Source organism: Achromobacter sp. SD115, from assembly GCF_017355315.1.
In the GTDB taxonomy this organism is placed as follows: Bacteria; Pseudomonadota; Gammaproteobacteria; order Burkholderiales; family Burkholderiaceae_B; genus Achromobacter; species Achromobacter xylosoxidans_B.
Genome location: NZ_JADIJM010000019.1, coordinates 117,212 through 136,008, shown reverse-complemented (window position 1 = coordinate 136,008; position 18,797 = coordinate 117,212). Strand labels below are relative to the sequence as shown.

Below are 18,797 nucleotides of genomic sequence, written 5' to 3'. Positions count from 1 at the left end.
AGAGGCCTGGTGCTGGGCAATGTTTGCTCAACACGCAAGATAGCGTATAACAAATAGGCATGGAGCGCACGCCTTGAATAAATTGAATTACCGACAGACCGAAATGTTGTGGGCCATCGTCATGGCTGGATCCATCAGCGGCGCCGCCCGGCTGCTGAATATTTCGCAGCCGGCGGTCAGCCGGATGCTGGCGCATACCGAGAAGGCCATGGGGGTGACGCTCTTCGAGCGGGTCCGCGGCAAGCTCCGGCCGACCTCGCAAGTGCAGAGCCTGTTTGAGGAAATCGAGAAAACGCAGCGCATGATGCAGCGCGTCAACGACCTGGCTGATGCGCTGGCGGAGCACGGCACGGGGGTGCTCCGGCTGGCGTCCATCCCCAGCCTGGCCCAGTTCCTGGTGCCGCGCGCCGTGGCGCGCTTCCAGCAGCGCCATCCGGAGTTGCTGTTGCGGCTGAACACGACGGCACTGCCCACGCTGATCACCGACGTGCTGCAGGGCGAGGCCGAGCTGGGTTTGGTGGTGATGCAAGCGGATCATCCTTTCTTGACGTCCCAGTCGCTGCACGTGGGGAAGATGGTGGCCGCCATACCCAAGGCGCATCCGTTGGCGGCCCGTGCCGAGGTCAGCCTGGCTGATCTGTCGCCGCATCCGCACATCGTGGTGGGTACGCGCATGCCGTTCGGCATGCTGGTGCTGGGCGCCTTCGAGCAGGCGGGCCTGCCGTGCCGCATGTGCGCCGACGTGCCCTGGAGCCAACTGGCCTGTGCTCTGGTGAATGCCGGGGTCGGCATTGCCATCGTCGACGAATTCACGGTCATGCAGAACACCATGCCGGATGTGGTCATCGTGCCGCTGGCCGAGCGCATTCCGCTGAATATCTCGGCCGTCTATGCCAGCAACCGCGAGCCCTCGGCCATAGCGCTGGAGTTCATCAAAGAGCTGCGCGGCGTACTTGCCGAGGCCTTTCCGGCCGAAAATAAGGGTTAGTCCTTAACTTGCAGTTATGGTTTGAACTGGTCATAATCGCCTCCAAATAAAGCGGCCGTCCAACCCGGAAACGGCCCGGAGGAAGACATATGAGCAGCAGTCCCGTCCTGGCGGCGGGCGCCGCCTCGCATCGCGCGCAGGATCAGCGCGCAGTGCGGTTGCGCACCCGCATCGCCATCATCGTCTTTGCCGGCCTGGCCGCGGGCCTGGCCTTGATCCCGATGGCGACGTCGAACATCTCGTTCGCGTTCTACCTGATGCTGTGGATCACCATGGCCAGCGCCATGAACATCTGCGTCGGCTTCACCGGCTACCTGCCGTTCGGCTACGTGGTGTTCTACGGCGTGGGCTCGTACGCCACCGGCATCTGCTACAAGATCCTGGGCTGGCCCATCCTGCCGTCGCTGCTGGCGGCGGGCGGCGTGGGCGTGGCGATCGCGCTGCTGCTGGCGCCCACGCTGCGCTTGCGCGGGGTGTACTTCGGCATCGTGAGCCTGGCGCTGGCCACCATCGTCAAGCTCATCATTTCCAACCTGCCGCAGTCCTTCACCGGCGGCAGCATGGGCATCATCCTGTCCAACGCCAACAACCCCACGCACAGCTACTACGCCATGCTGGCGGTGATGGGCGCCACCCTGGCCACCGTCACCTGGCTGTCGGTGTCCAGCCTGGGCCGCGCCCTCAAGGCCATCCGCGACGACGACGGCGCCGCCGCCTGCGTCGGCATCCACGTGCCCAATACCCGGCTCAAGGCCTGGCTGCTGGCCGCGCTGTTCCCGGCGCTGGCTGGCGGCATCGAGGCCTGGTACACCAACGTGGTGGATCCGGAATACGCCTTCCATGTGCTGATCACCGCCAAGAGCATCATCTACGCCATGGCGGGCGGTTTCGGCACCATCCTCGGGCCGGTCGTCGGCACCCTGGCGCTCTTGGGCATCGACCACGTGATCTGGCAGAAATTCCCGGTGGTGAACCTGCTGCTGCTGGGCCTGATCATCGTGCTGCTGATGCTCTTTCTGCCGCGCGGCATCGTCGGCAGCCTGATCAAACGCAAGCCGCAACTGCGCCGCTACATCGCCTGAGGAACCGCCATGACCGGACTGATTATCCAAGGGCTGATCAACGGCCTGATCCTGGGCGCCATCTACGGCCTGATCGGAGTGGGGCTGAACGTGATCTTCGGCGTGCTGCGCGTGGTCAACTTCGCGCACGGCGAATTCCTGGTGCTGGGCGCCTACTTCGCCTTCTATCTGATGGAGTACGCCGGCATCAACCCGCTGGTGGCGCTGCCGTTGGCCTTCGCCGCGTTCTTCCTGGCGGGCTACCTGCTTTACTTCGTACTGATTCCGCGCCTGTCCAAGGCGGACGATCCCGAGATCAGCTCGCTGCTGCTGATGTTTGGCGTGTCCATCATGCTGGGCGCCATCATGCTGCTGGTGTTCGACGCGGACGCGCGCTCGCTGCCCTATGAGATCGAACCCGTGTTCCTGAAGTTCGGGCCGGTGCTGATCCCCACCGTGCGCCTGTTGGCGCTGGTCATCGCGCTGGCCATCATCGGCGCGCTGACGGTGTTCCTGTATCGCAGCCAGCTGGGCAAGGCGCTGCGCGCCATCATCATGAATCGCGACGCCGTGCGCATCGTCGGCATCAACGCCGAACGCCTGTCGGCCGTGGCCTTCGGGCTGGGCATAGGCCTGGCCGCCGCCAGCGGCGTGCTGGTGGCGATGGTGTTCCCCGCGTTCTCGCCGTTCATGGGCAACGATTACACCTTGATCGGCTTCATCGTCATCGTGCTGGGCGGCCTGGGCCATCCAGTGGGGGCACTGGTGGGCGCGCTGCTGTTCGGCGTCACGGAACAGGTGTCGGTGGTGTTCTTCAATCCTTCCATTGCCACCATCTGCGGATTTGCGCTCATGGTCGCCACCATCTTCATCCGGCCCAGCGGACTCTTCGGCCGCCAGGCGTTGCGCTAACAGGAGCCTGACACATGTTGAAAGTCAGCAATCTCAAGAAGCGCTTCGGCGGGCTGGTGGCCTTGCAGGGCGTGGACGTGGACGTGCCGCGGGGTTCCATCCTGGGCATTATCGGCATGAATGGGTCGGGCAAGACCACCATGCTCAACTGCATCAACGGCATCTACACGCCGGACGAAGGCCGCATCGAGCTCGACGGCCAGAACATCGCCGGCAAGCAGATCCACGAGGTCGCCCGCCTGGGTGTGGGACGTACTTTCCAGGTGCCGCGCATCTTCCGCCAGCTGACCCTGCTGGACAACCTGGAAGTGGCGCAGCAGCAGACTGGCCGCAGCGCCGACGAACGCTACGCGCAATCCGAGTACTGGCTGCACAAGGTGGAACTGCACCGGCTGCGCCACAACTATGCGGAAGAGCTGTCCGGCGGACAGCAGAAGCTGGTGGAGCTGGCGCGCATCATGGTGGCGCGACCCAAGGTGGTGCTGCTGGACGAGCCCTTCGCCGGCGTCAATCCGGCGCTGGCGCAACTGCTGATCTCGGTCATCCGCGAACTGCCGGGGGAGCACGATTGCTCGGTGGTGCTGGTGTCGCACGATCTGACCTCGATCTACCAGCTGTCCCACCACATCATCGTCATGAACGAAGGCGCCATCCTGAGCCAGGGCAACGCCGAGCAAGTGCGCGCCGACCCCCGCGTGGTCGAAGCCTATCTGGGAGCCTGACATGAGCACGTCGATACTCGCGCTGGAAGACGTGACCGTGGCCTACCACGGCGACATCACCATCCTCAACCACGTCAACATCCAGGCGCGCGCGGGCAAGGTGACCGGCGTCATCGGCCCCAACGGCGCCGGCAAGTCCACGGTGTTGAAGACCATGTTCGGCTTTCTGCCGCCGCGCACCGGCCGCATCACCTTGCGTGGCACTGACATCAGCGCGCAGCCCTCGCATGAGCGCGCCAGCCACGGCGTGGCCTTTGTGCCGCAGCACCGCAGCCTGTTCGGCGAACTGTCGGTGCACGACAACCTGCTGCTGGGCTGCTGGCCGTTCCGCAAGGACAAGGCGCGCGTGCGCCAGCGCATCGACTCGGTCTACGACCGCTTCCCGATCCTGGCGCAGAAGCGCGACGATCCTGTCTCCAGCATGAGCGGCGGGCAACAGCGCTTCGTGGAGTTCGGACGGGCCTTACTGATCGAGCCGTCGGTCATCCTGCTGGACGAGCCCACCGCCATGCTGGCGCCCAAGATCTCCAAGGAGATCTACACCCTGATCCGCGGCTTCGCCGACGAGGGCATGACGGTGGTGCTGGTGGACCAGAACGTGCGCCGCTGCGCCGAAGTGTCGGACTACATGTACATCCTGGAGTTGGGCCGCAACAAGGCCGAGGGCGGACGCGAAGCCTTCGATGACGGCGGGGGCCTGCGCGAGATGGTTGCGTCGTGGATGGATTACAAGATTGACTGACGGCGAGGTTCGGTGCGGTATCGGACCGATTCCGATGTCTGGACCGGGCCGGGCATCATAGCGTCCAATCGTCCAGCCGCAGCCCAGCAACGCGGGAAAACTCACGCGTGTTGTTGGTAACAAGCACGAGGCTCCGCGAGCGGGTCTGGCCGGCGATCATTGCATCGTACGGTCCGATAGGCGTGCCGGCGCGTGCCAGCTCTGCTCGAAGCTGGCCAGAGTCTGTAGCTGCCGCGCGGTCGTACTCGAGGACCTCGAGGCGTTCAAGAAATCCATCGACAACGGCATGATTGCGCACGGGCGCCGCTGATTTTTCAGCGCCGTAAGCGAGTTCCATTGCAGTGATCGCACTGACGCATAGCTGGCCCCGCCTTCGGTTGAACGCGTGCTGCACTGCCTGCGGCTTGTTCTTGATGGTAAAGATGCAGGTGTTTGTGTCGAGTACGAACTTCAGTGTCATGGATGCCTTCCTGCTCTATTCACGGGCTGTCCGCGGTCGTTGAGAAAGTCGGCCGTAGCCGGCTCGCCGGCGAACCAGGCGTCCCACGATTTGTCGGCTGGCGTCGGGACTTGTCGTTCGTCGATGGTGAGGCCATACCCCGGAGCCCGACTGGCTGGCCGGGCAGTGCTGCTTCGTAGGCTGGCGGCGCGGCTATGGCGTGTTTTGTAGGCAAATGCTGGTTTCATGGAACGCTCCTTGGTACTTGCGTGGCGGATCTTTTGTAGCGCGCCATGTGAAGTCTGCCTATGACGGCTTACCGCAGGGCGCAGCCAGCCGTGCGCGGCATGCGCGTGGGTCCCTGCCCGTGAGGTCGGTCTCCAGGCACGGCAGAACCAGGCGCGTGGCGTCGCCGCCACGCCCGCCTGGCTTTGCATAATTTGACGGTTCGGCACGGCCTGCCATGCGCTAATCTGGCTGCGCCACCATCACCAGCCAGCCTACGCCATGACCTTCTTCGCAAGCGCCAACCTGCTGCGTCGCCGCGATGGGCACGAAGCCCGCGTCACCTACGTCGAGCTGTTCTTCGACCTGGTGTACGTCTTCGCGGTCACCCAGATCTCCCATAGCCTGCTGCACGATTTGACCTTGATGGGCGCGCTCCATGCCCTGGTGCTGTGGTTCGCCGTCTGGCTGGGCTGGCAGTACACCTGCTGGGTCACCAACTGGTTCGACCCCGACGCGGTGCCCATGCGCGTCATGCTGTTCGCCGTGATGCTGGCCGGGCTGGTCTCCGGCGCGGCCTTGCCGGGCGCTTTCGGCGCCACCGGGCTGGTGTTCGCGGTCAGCTACGTGCTGATCCAGGTGGGCCGCACGCTGTTCATCGTGCTGCATCTGGGGGCCGGGCATCCGCTGGCGCCCAATTTCCGCCGCATGCTGGCCTGGCTGTGCGTGTCGGCGGTCCTGTGGATCGCTGGCGGCTTGTCTCAGGACGGCACGCGGCTGGCGCTGTGGGCGCTGGCGGTGGCCTGCGAATATTTGTCGCCCATGATCGGTTTCCGCTTTCCCGGCTTGGGCCGTTCCAGCACGCGCGAATGGACGATCGAGGGCGGGCACCTAGCCGAACGCTGCCAGCTGTTCGTTATCGTCGCGCTGGGCGAAACCCTGCTCATCAGCGGCGCTACGCTGGCCGACCTGGAGCGCTGGAACGCGCCCGCGCTGATCGCGCTGCTGGCGGCCTTCCTGGGTACGGCCGCCATGTGGTGGGTGTATTTCGACACCAGCAGCCGCGACGGTAGCGAGGCCATCGTGCATTCCGACGATCCAGGCCGCATCGGCGCCTGGTTCCACTACGTGCATGTCGTCCTGATCGCCGGCGTGATCGTGTCCGCCGTGGCCAACGAGCTGGTTATCTTGCATCCGGACGGTCGCATCGCCATGCCGGCCGCCGCGGCCTTGATCGGCGGCCCGGCGTTATACCTGGTTGGCAACGGTATCTACAAGGCCGTCGTCTATGGCCGCTTCCCGCTGTCGCATGTGGTGGGGCTGGTGCTGCTGGCCGTTCTGGCGCCGATCGCCTTCGTGACCGACAACCTCATGGTGGGCGGCCTGACCACCTTGATCATGATCCTGGTGGCGGCCTGGGAAAGCGTGTCGCGGCGCAGGGCGCATGCCGGCGTTCCGCAAGGAATCGCGGAGTAGCGTCAATCCGGTGAGGCTGGGGCCGGAGGCTGCTTCGGACAGGGAGCCATTCGATGCGTCCGCCGAGCCGGCAGGCAGGCGGCGGCTTTCTGCAAAGCCGCCGCGCGGCTCAGATCAGCCCGCGTATCCCCGCAATTCCGTGCGCGCCATGGCGCAGCGCCTGCGACACGGTCTGGGTGGATTGGCCGCCCAGCGCGAACACCGGAATGCCGGCATCGCGGTTGCCTGCCACGAAGCCTTCCCATCCCAGCGTCGTCGCGCCGGGGTGGCTGGGCGTATCCAGCACCGGACCCAGCACCGCGAAGTCGGCGCCCAATTCGCGCGCGTGGACGACCTGGGCGTTGTCGTGTGCGGATGCGCCGACCAGCGCGCCGGCCGGCAGTTCGGGGCGGGCCGTCAGCTTGGCGGCATCGGCGGCGCGCAGATGCACGCCGTCGGCTTCGCGCCACCAGGCGGCGGGATGGATGCTGTTGACCAGCACCCGGGCGCCCGCGGCGCGGCAGCGCTTCAGGACCTGTTGCAGCACGTCATGCAGCGAAGGGGAGGCCACGCCGTCCGGCCATTGCGGTTCGCGCAGCTGTACCAGCTTCACGCCGCGCGCCAGCGCTGCTTCCAGCCGGCCCAGGAAAGCGGCCACACCGGCCCGCGAACCCACGGAACTGATGCCGTAGGAAGTGGGCAGCTGCAACCAGCGCAGCGGGGGCAGGGTGGCAGGCAACAAATCGCCCACCGATGCCGCTTGCGCAGGGTTGACCCATTCCAGGCGCTGGTTTTCCAGGCTGCGCGGCTCGCCTTCCCAGCCGGTGACGTGGCAGAACGCCAGGCGCACCGTGGTGTGGGGATAGGCGTGCACATAGGTGACCCAGGGGCGGGACTGCGTGACGCGGATGCCGATTTCTTCCTGCAGTTCGCGCGCCAGCGCTTCCAGCACGGTTTCGCCCGGTTCGAGCTTGCCGCCGGGCAGCTCCCACCAGCCTGCCCAGGGCTTGCCTTCGGGGCGCTGCCCCAGCAGCAGCATGCCGTCCGGACGCAGGATCAGGCCGGCAGCGACGTCGACGATCTTTTCAGACATGACGGGCCGCCCAGTCGCGCGCGAACTGATACGCCACGCGGCCCGAACGCGAGCCGCGCTCGATGGTCCATTGCAGCGCCTCGGTGCGCGAGGGTTCGATCTGCGCTTCCGGGCAGCCCAGCTCGCGCAGCCAGTGGTAGACGATGTCCAGGTAATCGTCCTGCTTGAAGGGGTAGAACGACAGCCACAGGCCGAAGCGCTCGGACAGCGAGATCTTTTCCTCGACCGTTTCGCCGGGGTGGATCTCGCCGTCGGGCTGGTGCTTGGCCGCCAGGTTCTCGCTCATGTATTCCGGCATCAGGTGGCGCCGGTTGGAGGTGGCGTAGATCAGCACGTTGTCGCCCGAGGCCGACACCGACCCATCCAGCACCGACTTCAGCGCCTTGTAGCCGGCTTCGCCTTCCTCGAACGACAGGTCGTCGCAGAACACGATGAAGCGTTCGGGGCGGGCGGCGACCAGTTCGACGATGTCGGCCAGGTCGCCGAGATCCGACTTGTCCACTTCGATCAGGCGCAGTCCGCGGTCGCCATAGGCCGCCAGCATGGCCTTGACCAGCGAGCTCTTGCCGGTGCCGCGGGCGCCGGTCATGAGCACGTTGTTGGCGGGCTTCTTCTCAAGGAACTGCAGCGTGTTGCGGTCGATGATGCCCTTTTGGCGCTCGATGTGCTGCAGGTCCGCCATGTCGATGCGCGCTACGTGGCGCACGGCGTCCAGCCAGCCGCGGGCGCCGCGCTTGCGCCAGCGGTAGGCGTGGGCGGTCCAGTCGATCTCGGGCGTTGCGGGCGGAAGCCAGGCTTCCAGCTGCGCCAGCACGCGCTCGGCGCGCTGGATAAGGGTGGAGAACTCGGTTGCGGTCACGTCTGCAGTCCAGGAAGTTGCGGATCAGGAGCGGTAGTCGGCGTTGATGGACACGTACTCGTGCGAGAAGTCGCAGGTGTAGACCGTGTCGCTGACCTGGCCGCGGCCCAGCGCGATGCGCACCTGGATCTCGGCCTGCTTCATCACGCGCTGGCCATCGGCTTCCTGGTAGGCGGGGTTGCGGCCGCCGTCCTTGGCCACCAGCACCTCGTCCAGCCACAAGCGGATATTGGACACGTCCAGGTCGTCGATGCCGGCGTAGCCCACCGCGGCCAGGATGCGGCCCAGGTTGGGGTCCGAAGCGAAGAAGGCGGTCTTGACCAGCGGCGAGTGGGCCACGGCGTACGCCACCTTCAGCGCTTCCTCGGTGTTGCCGGCTTCTTCCACGCGGATGGTCATGAACTTGGTGGCGCCTTCGGCGTCGCGCACGATCTTGGTGGCCAGTTCCAGCGCGGCGGCCGTCAGGGCCGCGCGCACGGCGGCGTAGGCCGGATCGGATTCGGCATTCACTTCGACACCCGACTTGCCGGTGGCGGCAATGATGAAGGAGTCGTTGGTGGAGGTGTCGCCGTCGACCGTGATGCGGTTGAACGAGGCGTCGGCGATTTCGCCCGCCAGCTTGGCCAGCAGCGGCTGGGCGATGCCGGCGTCGGTCGCCAGGAAACTCAGCATGGTGGCCATGTTGGGCCGGATCATGCCGGCGCCCTTGCTGATGCCGGTGAAGGTGACGGTCTTGCCGCCGATCTGCACCTTGGCCGAAGCGATCTTCGGCAGGGTGTCGGTCGTCATGATGCCGTGGGCGGCGCTGAACCAGTGGTCGGCGCCCAGGTCGGCGATGGCGGCCGGCAGGCCTGCCACCAGGCGGTCCAGCGGCAGCGGTTCGAGGATGACGCCGGTGGAGAAGGGCAGGATTTCGGCGGCGGGCACGCCCAGCAGCTTGCCCAGCGCGGCGCAGGTGTCCTTGGCCTTCTGCAGGCCTTCCTCGCCGGTGCCGGCGTTGGCGTTGCCGGTGTTGATGACCAGGGCGCTGATCGGGCCGCCGGCGGCAAGATGCGCCTGGCAGACTTGCACCGGCGCGGCGCAGAAGCGGTTGCGCGTGAACACGCCGGCCACGCTGGTGCCCGGCGCGAAGCGGAATACGGTCAGGTCGCGTCGGTTGGCTTTGCGGATGCCGGCCTCGGTAACGCCGATTTCAACGCCGGCAACAGGAAAAATTTCGGACTCGGAGGGGATCTGCAGATTAACGGCCATGACTTCGTCTCATGTATGAGCAGGACGGAATCGCCGCCAGGCGAGGCGGCGCGCGGGGGAAAGCTTTGTATTATCCCACCGGAATGGGACAGCGTCCGGTCAGGGGCCGATCCGCATGGCGGCTACGTCCAGCACGCCGGCCTCGCGGTTGCTCAGCACGCTGCGCACAGCGCCGTCCGGGGCCTGCAGCACCGACTTGCCCGCCGGCACGTCCTCGCCGCCGGCGCGGCGCGCCGAACGCCCGCGCGAAGGCGAGAACAGCAGATCGCCTGGCTGGGCGCCGGGCAGGCGAAGATTGGCGGCCAGCACCCGGGTGCCGGGCTGGTAGGTCATGTCGCCGAGTGCGGTTTCGCGGGCCAGCAGGCCCTCGAAATCCAGCATGCGGCGCTGGCTGTCCAGCTGCATGTCCACCTTCAGCAGGGGCATGCGCGCCACCTCCAGCGCCTCGCTGCCTTCAGTGCGCAGCAGCCAGCGCGGCGCGTCGGCGGCGCCGCCATTGATGACCTTGAGCCAGGCGCCCGGCGGCACGGGTTGCTGGTTCAGGGTGTTGCCGATGGCCAGATGGCAGCTGGCAAAGCGCGGTTGGCCTTCGCGCAGCACGAATTCGAGGCGGTGTCCGTGTGCGCACAGCCAGCCGTCCTGCGCCTGGTCGCGCGCGATCTCCACCGACAGGGTCTCGGCCTGCTTGCTGCTGGCCGGGTAGCGGAACATGCGCGTGGCGGCGACGCCCTGGATGGCGGCAGGGTGGGCTTCGGGAAAGACGGCGAGGTCGAACGAAGTCAGGTCGCCCGGCTTGGCCAGGCTGAGCACGGTGCCGGCCGGCATCTGCACGCCCGCCAGTTGGGTCGGCTGGGCCAGCACGGTCTTGCGTTCGGCATCGGCCTGGGCGCTTTGCCGGGCCGAGAGCCACAGGCTGAACTGCTGATAGGGAAAGATGGCGCCGATGATGGCGAGGAAGGCCATCACGCTGGCGCCGCCGCGTCGGTGGCCGCCCAGCCATGCCCGGGCGCTGGGGGTGGTGGCTAGCACGGCCAGCCAGGTCAGCAGCGTGGCGAGGCAGGCCAGCGACGCTGCCATCAGCACGTAGAAATTACCGCCAGGAAGAGAAACCGGAATCATGGCGGCAATTATGCGCCAATCCGCAAGCGGACATCGGCGCGCAGGGGCGTTCAGGTCTTGGCGGATTCCGAGCGGGTCGCCACCACTTGCAGCTTGAGTTCACCCAGGGCCTGGAACAGCGCGTTGCGCGTGCTTTCGGGCAGGTCGCCGAACATGGACTTGACCCAGGATTCGTGGGCGCGGGCCATGCGGGCGAAGCTTTTCTTGCCCAGCGGCGTGAGCTTGATGAGCGAGCTGCGGCGGTCGGACTCGACCTTGGTGCGCACCACCAGGCCTTCCTTTTCGAGCTGATCGGTGATGCCGGTGATGTTGCCGTTGGTGACCATCATGTGGCGTGACAGTTCGCCCATCTTCATGCCCTTGGGGGCGCGCTGCAATTGCGCCATCAGGTCGAAGCGCGGCAGCGTGGTGTCGAATTCAGTGCGCAAGCGGCTGCGGATCTCGCTTTCGACGAGATTGGCACAGGTCAGCATGCGCAGCCACAGGCGCAACGCATGGTGATCGTCGGGCGCGGCGCGGGATTCCAGGTCGGGAGTGTCGGTCATGGCTATGGAAATTACCGGGAATGAGGGGCGGGCGCCAGATGCTGTTGAACGAGGATCGTCGGGCAGGTCGTGGCCTTGCCGGCGGCGCGCTTCTTGAGTATCGGCGGGATGTCGGGTACTGTCGCGCGAACGTCGTGCCGGGTAGCTGGCGCTGCGCTTTCATAGTTTTGGTGGAGGGTAGCCATGGCGGTAGCTTATTAGTAAAAACCCTTTGGTAAAAACCCTAGACTTGTTTTGCCGAATACTTTAAACCTAAACTATGAAGCACGCCAGCCTTGGCTGTGCAGCAAGAAGTCTTTCGAATCGCGATTCCAAAAAAGAACACCCTCTGCGCGGGCTCGCGCACGGAGCACACCACCATGCGTTTGATCACTTCCCTTCTGGCCGCCGCCGCCCTGGTGCCGGCACTGGCCAGCGCCGACACCATCAAAGTCGGCATCGCCAACGACATCTCCGGCCCGTTCTCGGCGCTGGGCGCCGAAGCCCGCGACGGCTTCAACCTGGCCATCAAGCAACTGGGCAGCAAGCTGGGCGGACAGCCCGCCGAATTCGTGCAGACCGACATGGGCGGCAACCCCGACCAGGCCCGCCAACTGGTGACGCGCTACATCCAGCGCGACAAGGTCGATTTCTTCACCGGCCCCATCGGCTCGAACGTGGCGCTGGCCGTCGGCCCCGCCCTGTTCGCGGCCAAGGTGCCGTACCTGTCGAACAACCCCGGCCCCAGCCAGTTCGCCGGCGCGCAGTGCAATGCGTACTGGTTCGGCACGTCCTACCAGAACGACGCCTTCCACGAAGCGGCCGGCAAGGTCGCGGCGGATCGCGGCTTCAAGAAGATGTTCATCATGGCCCCGGACTATCCGGCCGGCAAGGATGCCTTGAACGGCTTCAAGCGCGGCTACAAGACCGCCCCGGGCGACGAGGTCTACACCAAGCTCGGCCAGATCGACTACGCCGCCGAGCTGGCGCAGATCCGCGCCGCCAAGCCAGACGCCGTCTACATCTTCCTGCCGGGCGGCATGGGCATCAACTTCGTCAAGCAGTTCGTCTCGACCGGCCTGGCGCAGAGCGTCAAGCTGATCGGCCCGGGCTTCTCGGCCGACGAGGACGTGATCCAGGCCGTGGGCGAACCCATGCTGGGCATGTACAACACGGCGCAGTGGGCGCATGACCTGGACGTGCCGCAGAACAAGACCTTCGTCGAAGCCTTCCGCAAGGAATACAACGGCCGCTATCCCTCGGTGTACGCCGCCCAGGCTTATGACGTGATCATGGCCATGGACGCCGCCGTCAAGCAGGCCGGCGGCAAGGCCTCCGACCGCGAAGCCATCGTGCGCGCGCTGGAAAAAGCCGACTACCCCTCGGTGCGCGGCAGCTTTACCTACGGCAAGAACCACTATCCCATCCAGTCCTACTACCTGCGCGTCGTCGACAAGGACGGCAGCGGCCGCATCACCAACAAGCTGGTGGGCAAGGTGTTCGACAAGTACCAGGACGTCTACGTCGGCGAGTGCAAGCTGTAGCCCACCCCCGAAGCGCTGCGCGCTTCCCCCTCAAGGGGGCATGCCTGCGGACCGGCGGAGCCGGCTCCGCGGCATCTGGGTCGGGGGACACCGCTGCACGCGCGGCGCGTGATGGGCAATCAGTTGGCTTTGGTGATTTGACCGCGAGCTAGGCCATCGGCAATTCGCGGCAAGGGGGAAGTTTTTATGACGTTTACGCTGATCGTCGAGCAATTGCTGAACGGTCTGCAGTTTGGGTTGATGTTGTTTTTGATCGCGGCCGGGCTGACCCTGGTGTTCGGCATCATGGACATCATGAATCTGGCTCACGGCTCGCTCTACATGGCCGGCGCCTATGTCGCCGCCGAGACCATGCAGCGCACAGGTTCATTCACCGCCGCCGTCCTGGTTGCGGCCGTCGCCACCGGCATCGTCGGCGTGGTGCTGGAACTCACGCTGATCCGCCGCCTCGCGCTGCGCGACCACCTGGCCCAGGTGCTGGGCACCTACGCCGTCATTCTTATTGCCAACGATCTGGTCAAGATGATCTGGGGGCCGGCTCCCGTCATGCTGAACATGCCGGCCGCGCTGTCCGGCCCGGTCCGGCTGCTGCCGGATCTGCTGTATCCCGCCTATCGCCTCATGATCATCGTGTTTGGAGTGGCGGCCGCCGCGGGCCTGTACTGGTTCGTGACGCGCACCCGCGCGGGCGTGCTGGTGCGGGCGGGCGCGTCCAACCGCCAGATGGCCACCCTGATGGGCGTGCGCGTGCCGCTGCTGTTCCTGGGCGTGTTCGTGCTGGGCGCCATGCTGGCAGCCGTGGCCGGCGCGCTGCTCGGTCCTATCACCTCGGTGCAGGTGGGCATGGGCGAGGAAATCCTGATCCTGGTGCTGGTGTGCATCGTCATCGGCGGCATCGGCTCGATCCGCGGCGCCTTTGTCGGCGCGCTGCTGGTGGGCATGGTGGACACGGCGGGGCGGGCTTTCTTGCCCATGCTGCTGCGCCAGGTCTTTTCCCCGGCCGTGGCTTCCAGCGTCGGACCGACGCTGGCCGCCATCGCCATTTACGTATTGATGGCGGCAGTGCTGGTGTTCCGGCCCTCCGGCTTGTTTCCGGCGCGGGGTTGAGCATGAAATCCATCATCTGGACCGTGGTCCTGCTGGCCGCGCTGGCCGTCTTCCCCCTGGTGGCGCCGGCGCTGGGCCTGGACTTCTATATTTCCTTCGTGCGGCGCGTGCTGATCTACGCGCTGGCCGCCACCAGCCTGAATCTGATCCTGGGCTATGGCGGCATGGTGGCGCTGGGGCACGCGGCCTTCTTCGGCGCGGGCGCCTACGCGGTCGGCATCCTGGCCATGTCGGGCGTCACGTCCGCGCTGATCGTCTGGCCGGCGGCCATGTTGCTGGCGGCGGTGCTGGCCTGCATCACGGGGGCGATCTCTCTGCGCACCCGCGGCGTTTACTTCATCATGATCACGCTGGCCTTCGCGCAGATGCTGTTCTATATCTTCATCTCGCTGCGCCAGTATGGCGGCGAGGACGGGCTGAATCTGCCGGGCTATTCCACCCTGCCTGGCATCGACCTGGCCCATGACGTCAGCTTCTACTACCTGGTGCTGGCGCTGTTCGCGCTGATCATGTGGGTGTTCGGCCGCGTGGTGACTTCCCGCTTCGGTACCGCCTTGCAAGGCATACGCGAGAACGAATCGCGCATGGAGTCCATGGGGTATCCGGTCTATCGCATCAAGCTGATGGCCTTCACGCTGAGCGGCGCGGTGGCCGGCCTGGCCGGCGCGCTGCTGGCCAACCACAACCTCTTCATCTCGCCCAGCCTGATGCACTGGACCCAGTCGGCCAACCTGCTGATCATGGTGCTGGTGGGCGGCATCGGCCTGCGCTATGGCGGGGTGGCCGGCGCCGTGGTCATGCTGACTCTGGAAGAAGTGCTGCGCCTGTGGACCGAATACTGGCACCTGCCCCTGGGCGTGCTGCTGCTGTGCGTGGTGTTCGGCGCGCCGCGCGGTTTGGTCGGGCTGTTCGGCCCGCTGTTCAGCGGCCGCGCCGCTGCTCCCCAATCCGGCAAGGTGGGATCATGAACGCTGCCGTAACGCCGGCCTTGCAGGCTACGGGATTGGTGCGCCGCTTTGGCGCGCTGGTCGCCACCGACAATGTGTCGCTGTCCCTGAACCCGGGCGAAATCCACGCCCTGATCGGCCCCAACGGCGCGGGCAAGTCCACGCTGATCCACCTGCTGTCCGGTACGCTGACGGCGGATTCGGGCACGCTGAAAGTGGGCGGCCGCGACGTCACCGGCATGAACGCCCACCAGCGGGTCTCCGCCGGGCTGTCGCGTTCGTACCAGATCACCAATATCTTCAAGCAGTCTTCCGTGCTGGATAACCTGGTGCTGGCGGTGCAGGCGCACGCGGGCAGCAGCTTCCGCTTCTGGAAGCCGCGCGCCGCCGAGTCGGCCCTGTACGAACAGGCGCGCGAATTGGCGCGGGAATGCGCCATCGACGCCAGCCTGTTGGAGCGCCCGGCCGGCACCTTGCCGCACGGCGAACAGCGCAAGGTCGAATTTGCGCTGGCCCTGGCCGCGCGGCCCGACGTGCTGCTGCTGGACGAGCCCATGGCGGGCATGGGGCCGGACGAAACCGTGCGGCTGACTGAATTGATCGAATCCATGCGCGGCCGCGCCGCCATGCTGCTGGTCGAACACGATATGCAGGCCGTGTTCCGCCTGGCCGACCGCCTGTCGGTGCTGGTGTACGGCCGGGTCATCGCGACCGGCACCCCCGACGAAATCCGCGCCAACCCGGAAGTGCGGCAGGCCTACCTGGGCGACGAGGAGACCGCGTGATGCTGACCATCGAATCCGCCAAGAGCGGCTACGGCGCCAGCCAGGTGCTGTTCGGCGTGGACCTGCAGATCGGCGCGGGCCAGGTCGTGACCCTGCTGGGCCGCAACGGCATGGGCAAGACCACGCTGCTGCGCACCCTGTTCGGCCAGTTGCCCCTGCGCGGCGGCAAGATCCAGTTCGCCGGCCAGGACATCAGCGGCTGGAGCCCGGACCGCATCGCGCGGGTCGGCGTGGCCATCGTGCCGGAAGGGCGGCAGTGCTTCCCCAACCTGACCGTGCGCGAGCACCTGACGGCCTTCGTCGCCGGCCGCAATCCGGACATCGGCGAACCCTGGACGCCGGAACGGGTCTTCGAACTCTTTCCGCGCCTGCACGAGCGCGCCCGCAACATGGGCAACCAGCTCTCGGGCGGCGAACAGCAGATGCTGGCCATCGGCCGGGCGCTGGTCACCAATCCCCGGCTGCTGATCCTGGACGAGGCCACCGAAGGCCTGGCGCCCAAGATCCGCGAGGAAATCTGGAATTGCCTGGCGCGCCTGCGCCAAGCCGGCCAGACCATCCTGGTCATCGACAAATACGTCGAGCGGTTGCTGAGCCTGGCCGACCGCCACGTGATCCTGGAGCGCGGCAAGGTGGTATGGACCGGCGACTCCCAAGCCCTGGACGCCGATCGCGGCCTGTGGGAACGCTACCTGGGCGTGTAGCAAGAAAGCTGCAATGTAAACAGGCAAATGCCGTCAGTCGTGACATAAAAAGCAATAAATCGACATTTACATTGCAGCAATGCAACTAAGCTCGCGGGAACGTCTTACAAGCGTTTGCGCCTGTTTCAATTGGAACCACTGTTCTCTAAACTTGTCGCGCTGGACGTGCCGCGTGGGTACGCCCGCATCGGGCTCACGGCTGAACAGGCGGGGCAATCGCGCGGCAAGGGACGGCTTACACGGCCGACGCCCATGCATGCGTCCCCTTTTCACGCACGTTACGTCTTATCTAGTTGTCAGGAAGACTTTGCATGGCGAAATGGGGTTTGCGCAGAAAATCGTTGATGGCGCTGTTGCTGGCGTGCGTGGTGGCGCTGGCGCCGGCCGCCTTGATCGGCTGGCAAGTGCTGGACGGCGTCCGGGAGCACTTCGGACGCGCTTTCTCCGACAACTTCACGCAATTGAACCGCCAGCGCATCCTGGCGCCGGTGTCGCGCGAATTGGCCCTGTCGCTGCGGCTGGCGGATAGCGAAGTCACGCGCCGCTGGCTGCGCCACGAAGGCGATCCGGCCGCGCGCGAGCTGTTCTTCCGCGAAGCCGACGGCTATCGCCGCGATCTGCTTGGCCGCGCCTACTTCATCGCCAGCGCCGCCTCGGGCAACTACTACTTCAACGACGACCAGCCCCTGTCCGAGACGCCGCGCTACACCTTGAGCAAGAGCGCCGCCGACGACGCCTGGTTCTACCTGACGCTGGAGTCCGCGGCCAAGTACAACATCAACGTCAATCCAGACCTGAAGCTGCAGACCACCAAGGTCTGGATCAACGTCCAGGTGCGCGACGGCGACCGGGTCATCGGCCTGACCGGCTCCGGCCTGGACGTGGGCGGGTTCCTGCGCGAATTCGTCAATAGCGGGCAGCCGGGAGTCACGCCCATCATCGTCGACGAGGAAGGCGCGATCCAGGCGCACATGGACGCCTCGCTCATCGCCTACAACTCGGGCGCCGGCGGCGCGGGCGCCGGCCGCGGCACGGTGTTCAACCTGCTGGACGGCGGCGAGGGTCGGGCCGAACTGGCCGCGGCCTTGAAGGCGGCGCGGGCCGATCCGCAGTCGGTGCAATCCGCCTGGATCAAGATGGATGGCATCCGGCAGCTGGTTTCGGTGGCCTACATGCCGGAACTGCACTGGCACGTGCTGACCGTGGTGGACCTCGGCGCGGCCCGGGTGCTGGACACGGATTGGCTCTGGCCCGCCGCCATCGGCCTGGTGGTGCTGTTCGCGGCCATGCTGCTGTGCTTTGGATATGCCATCGAACGCCTGATGCTGCGGCCCTTGCGCCGCCTGCAGCAGTCGGCGCGCGCCATTGCCGACGGCAGCTACGACGTGCGCCTGCCGCCGGGCGGCCAGGACGAGATCGGTGACCTCAGCCGCGCCTTCGGCGTGATGGCGGACAAGGTGCGCCAGCACACGGCCGAACTCGAAACCAAGGTACGCGAGCGCACCTCCGAACTCGAGGACGCCAACCGCGCCATGGCCGCCGCGCACAAGAAGATCGACGACTCCATCGACTACGCCAGCCTGATCCAGCGCGCCATCCTTCCAGACCGCCAGTTGACCCAATCCCTGGGCGCACACCATTTCGTGCTGTGGAAGCCGCGCGACGTTGTGGGCGGCGACTTTTACGTGTTCCGCTCCGACGGCGCCAACTGCCTGCTGGGCATCATGGATTGCGCCGGACACGGCGTGCCCGGTGCGCTGATGACCATGCTGGCCCGCGCGGCCATAGACTTGGCGATCACCGAGACGGGGCCGGCCGATCCGGCCGCCATCCTGACCCGTACCGACAACGCCATCCGCGCCATGCTTGCGGATGCGCAATTGCCGCGCGCCCTGGCCACCAACACGGATGCGGCCCTGGTTTATATTGACCGCCAAGCCGGCAGGCTGCGCTATGCCGGCGCCAAGATCAGCCTGTATGCCAGCAACGGCGATGAGCTGCGCGAGGTGCCGGGCGGCAAGCGGGCGCTGGGGGACAAGCGTACCGAGATCTACGAAAACATCGAACTGCAGATGGAGCCTGGCTGGACTTTCTATCTGGTCACGGACGGGTTCCTCGACCAGGCAGGAGGCGAGCACGGTTTTGGCTTTGGCAATACCCGGTTCGCGGAAATGCTCAAGACACACGCGCGCCGGCCGTTAACCGAACAGGCGACCGCCTTCACCCAGGCGCTGGCCGAGTACCAAGGCGGCCAGCCGCAGCGTGATGACATCACCTTGCTGTCGTTCCGTTTCGAATAAACGTTATCAGGGCGGTTACC

At 66.0% G+C, this 18,797-nt stretch carries 18 protein-coding genes; 12 read left to right on the top strand and 6 right to left on the bottom strand.

Features of this window, described 5'->3' with window-relative positions; translation table 11 throughout:
- The first annotated feature begins 103 nt into the window (after window positions 1-103).
- The 5 genes from IPU70_RS24080 (at window position 104) to IPU70_RS24060 (ending at window position 4,425) form a co-directional block, all read left to right on the top strand.
- Window positions 104-988, top strand: a complete 885-nt coding sequence (locus IPU70_RS24080) for a LysR family transcriptional regulator (RefSeq protein WP_207471149.1) — start codon at window positions 104-106, stop codon at window positions 986-988.
- A gap of 89 nt (window positions 989-1,077) precedes the next feature.
- Entirely contained in the window at window positions 1,078-2,070 is a 993-nt protein-coding gene (locus IPU70_RS24075) for a branched-chain amino acid ABC transporter permease (RefSeq protein WP_013391318.1), read from the top strand.
- Window positions 2,071-2,079: 9 nt separating this feature from the next.
- Complete coding sequence (locus IPU70_RS24070; RefSeq protein WP_054459258.1) at window positions 2,080-2,961, top strand: branched-chain amino acid ABC transporter permease; 882 nt, start codon at window positions 2,080-2,082, stop codon at window positions 2,959-2,961.
- A 14-nt stretch (window positions 2,962-2,975) separates the two neighbouring features.
- On the top strand, window positions 2,976-3,683 hold the full coding sequence (locus IPU70_RS24065; RefSeq protein ID WP_013391320.1) for an ABC transporter ATP-binding protein: 708 nt from the start codon (window positions 2,976-2,978) through the stop codon (window positions 3,681-3,683).
- A gap of 1 nt (window position 3,684) precedes the next feature.
- Window positions 3,685-4,425 (top strand): ABC transporter ATP-binding protein, encoded by a 741-nt coding sequence (locus tag IPU70_RS24060; protein WP_207471108.1) that lies wholly within the window; start codon window positions 3,685-3,687, stop codon window positions 4,423-4,425.
- Between the two features lie 55 nt (window positions 4,426-4,480).
- Here IPU70_RS24060 and vapC read toward each other — a convergent pair whose 3' ends face one another.
- On the bottom strand, window positions 4,481-4,885 hold the full coding sequence (gene vapC, locus IPU70_RS24055; protein ID WP_207471106.1) for a tRNA(fMet)-specific endonuclease VapC: 405 nt from the start codon (window positions 4,883-4,885) through the stop codon (window positions 4,481-4,483).
- 486 nt (window positions 4,886-5,371) lie between these two features.
- Here vapC and IPU70_RS24050 point away from each other — a divergent pair, with 486 nt between their 5' ends.
- Window positions 5,372-6,565, top strand: coding sequence for a low temperature requirement protein A (locus tag IPU70_RS24050; RefSeq protein WP_207471104.1), 1,194 nt, complete (start codon window positions 5,372-5,374; stop codon window positions 6,563-6,565).
- A gap of 109 nt (window positions 6,566-6,674) precedes the next feature.
- Here the strand turns inward: IPU70_RS24050 and IPU70_RS24045 are convergent, their stop codons facing one another.
- From IPU70_RS24045 to IPU70_RS24025, 5 genes are all read right to left on the bottom strand, one after another.
- Window positions 6,675-7,637: a Nudix family hydrolase gene (locus IPU70_RS24045; protein ID WP_207471102.1), complete on the bottom strand. Its 963-nt coding sequence runs from the start codon at window positions 7,635-7,637 to the stop codon at window positions 6,675-6,677.
- Complete coding sequence (locus IPU70_RS24040; RefSeq protein ID WP_207471101.1) at window positions 7,630-8,496, bottom strand: ATP-binding protein; 867 nt, start codon at window positions 8,494-8,496, stop codon at window positions 7,630-7,632. Before IPU70_RS24040 ends, IPU70_RS24045 begins: the two co-directional genes overlap by 8 nt.
- Before the next feature lie 24 nt (window positions 8,497-8,520).
- Window positions 8,521-9,747: a bifunctional glutamate N-acetyltransferase/amino-acid acetyltransferase ArgJ gene (argJ, locus tag IPU70_RS24035; protein WP_207471099.1), complete on the bottom strand. Its 1,227-nt coding sequence runs from the start codon at window positions 9,745-9,747 to the stop codon at window positions 8,521-8,523.
- Window positions 9,748-9,846: 99 nt separating this feature from the next.
- On the bottom strand, window positions 9,847-10,866 hold the full coding sequence (locus IPU70_RS24030) for a hypothetical protein (protein WP_207471097.1): 1,020 nt from the start codon (window positions 10,864-10,866) through the stop codon (window positions 9,847-9,849).
- Window positions 10,867-10,916: 50 nt separating this feature from the next.
- Window positions 10,917-11,411 carry a MarR family winged helix-turn-helix transcriptional regulator gene (locus IPU70_RS24025; protein WP_207471090.1) on the bottom strand — a complete coding sequence of 165 codons (495 nt, stop codon included), beginning with the start codon at window positions 11,409-11,411 and terminating at the stop codon, window positions 10,917-10,919.
- 359 nt (window positions 11,412-11,770) lie between these two features.
- Between IPU70_RS24025 and IPU70_RS24020 the strand changes: the two genes are divergently transcribed.
- The 6 genes from IPU70_RS24020 (at window position 11,771) to siaA (ending at window position 18,777) form a co-directional block, all read left to right on the top strand.
- Complete coding sequence (locus IPU70_RS24020; RefSeq protein WP_207471087.1) at window positions 11,771-12,934, top strand: ABC transporter substrate-binding protein; 1,164 nt, start codon at window positions 11,771-11,773, stop codon at window positions 12,932-12,934.
- 186 nt (window positions 12,935-13,120) lie between these two features.
- Window positions 13,121-14,041 (top strand): branched-chain amino acid ABC transporter permease, encoded by a 921-nt coding sequence (locus IPU70_RS24015; protein WP_013391329.1) that lies wholly within the window; start codon window positions 13,121-13,123, stop codon window positions 14,039-14,041.
- A 2-nt stretch (window positions 14,042-14,043) separates the two neighbouring features.
- Window positions 14,044-15,009 carry a branched-chain amino acid ABC transporter permease gene (locus IPU70_RS24010; protein WP_207471085.1) on the top strand — a complete coding sequence of 322 codons (966 nt, stop codon included), beginning with the start codon at window positions 14,044-14,046 and terminating at the stop codon, window positions 15,007-15,009.
- On the top strand, window positions 15,006-15,773 hold the full coding sequence (locus IPU70_RS24005; RefSeq protein ID WP_013391331.1) for an ABC transporter ATP-binding protein: 768 nt from the start codon (window positions 15,006-15,008) through the stop codon (window positions 15,771-15,773). Before IPU70_RS24010 ends, IPU70_RS24005 begins: the two co-directional genes overlap by 4 nt.
- A complete protein-coding gene (locus IPU70_RS24000) occupies window positions 15,773-16,477 on the top strand; it encodes an ABC transporter ATP-binding protein (RefSeq protein ID WP_013391332.1) in 705 nt (234 codons plus the stop codon). Before IPU70_RS24005 ends, IPU70_RS24000 begins: the two co-directional genes overlap by 1 nt.
- A 311-nt stretch (window positions 16,478-16,788) precedes the next feature.
- Window positions 16,789-18,777, top strand: a complete 1,989-nt coding sequence (siaA, locus tag IPU70_RS23995; protein WP_207471083.1) for a biofilm regulation protein phosphatase SiaA — start codon at window positions 16,789-16,791, stop codon at window positions 18,775-18,777.
- Window positions 18,778-18,797: the final 20 nt, after the last annotated feature.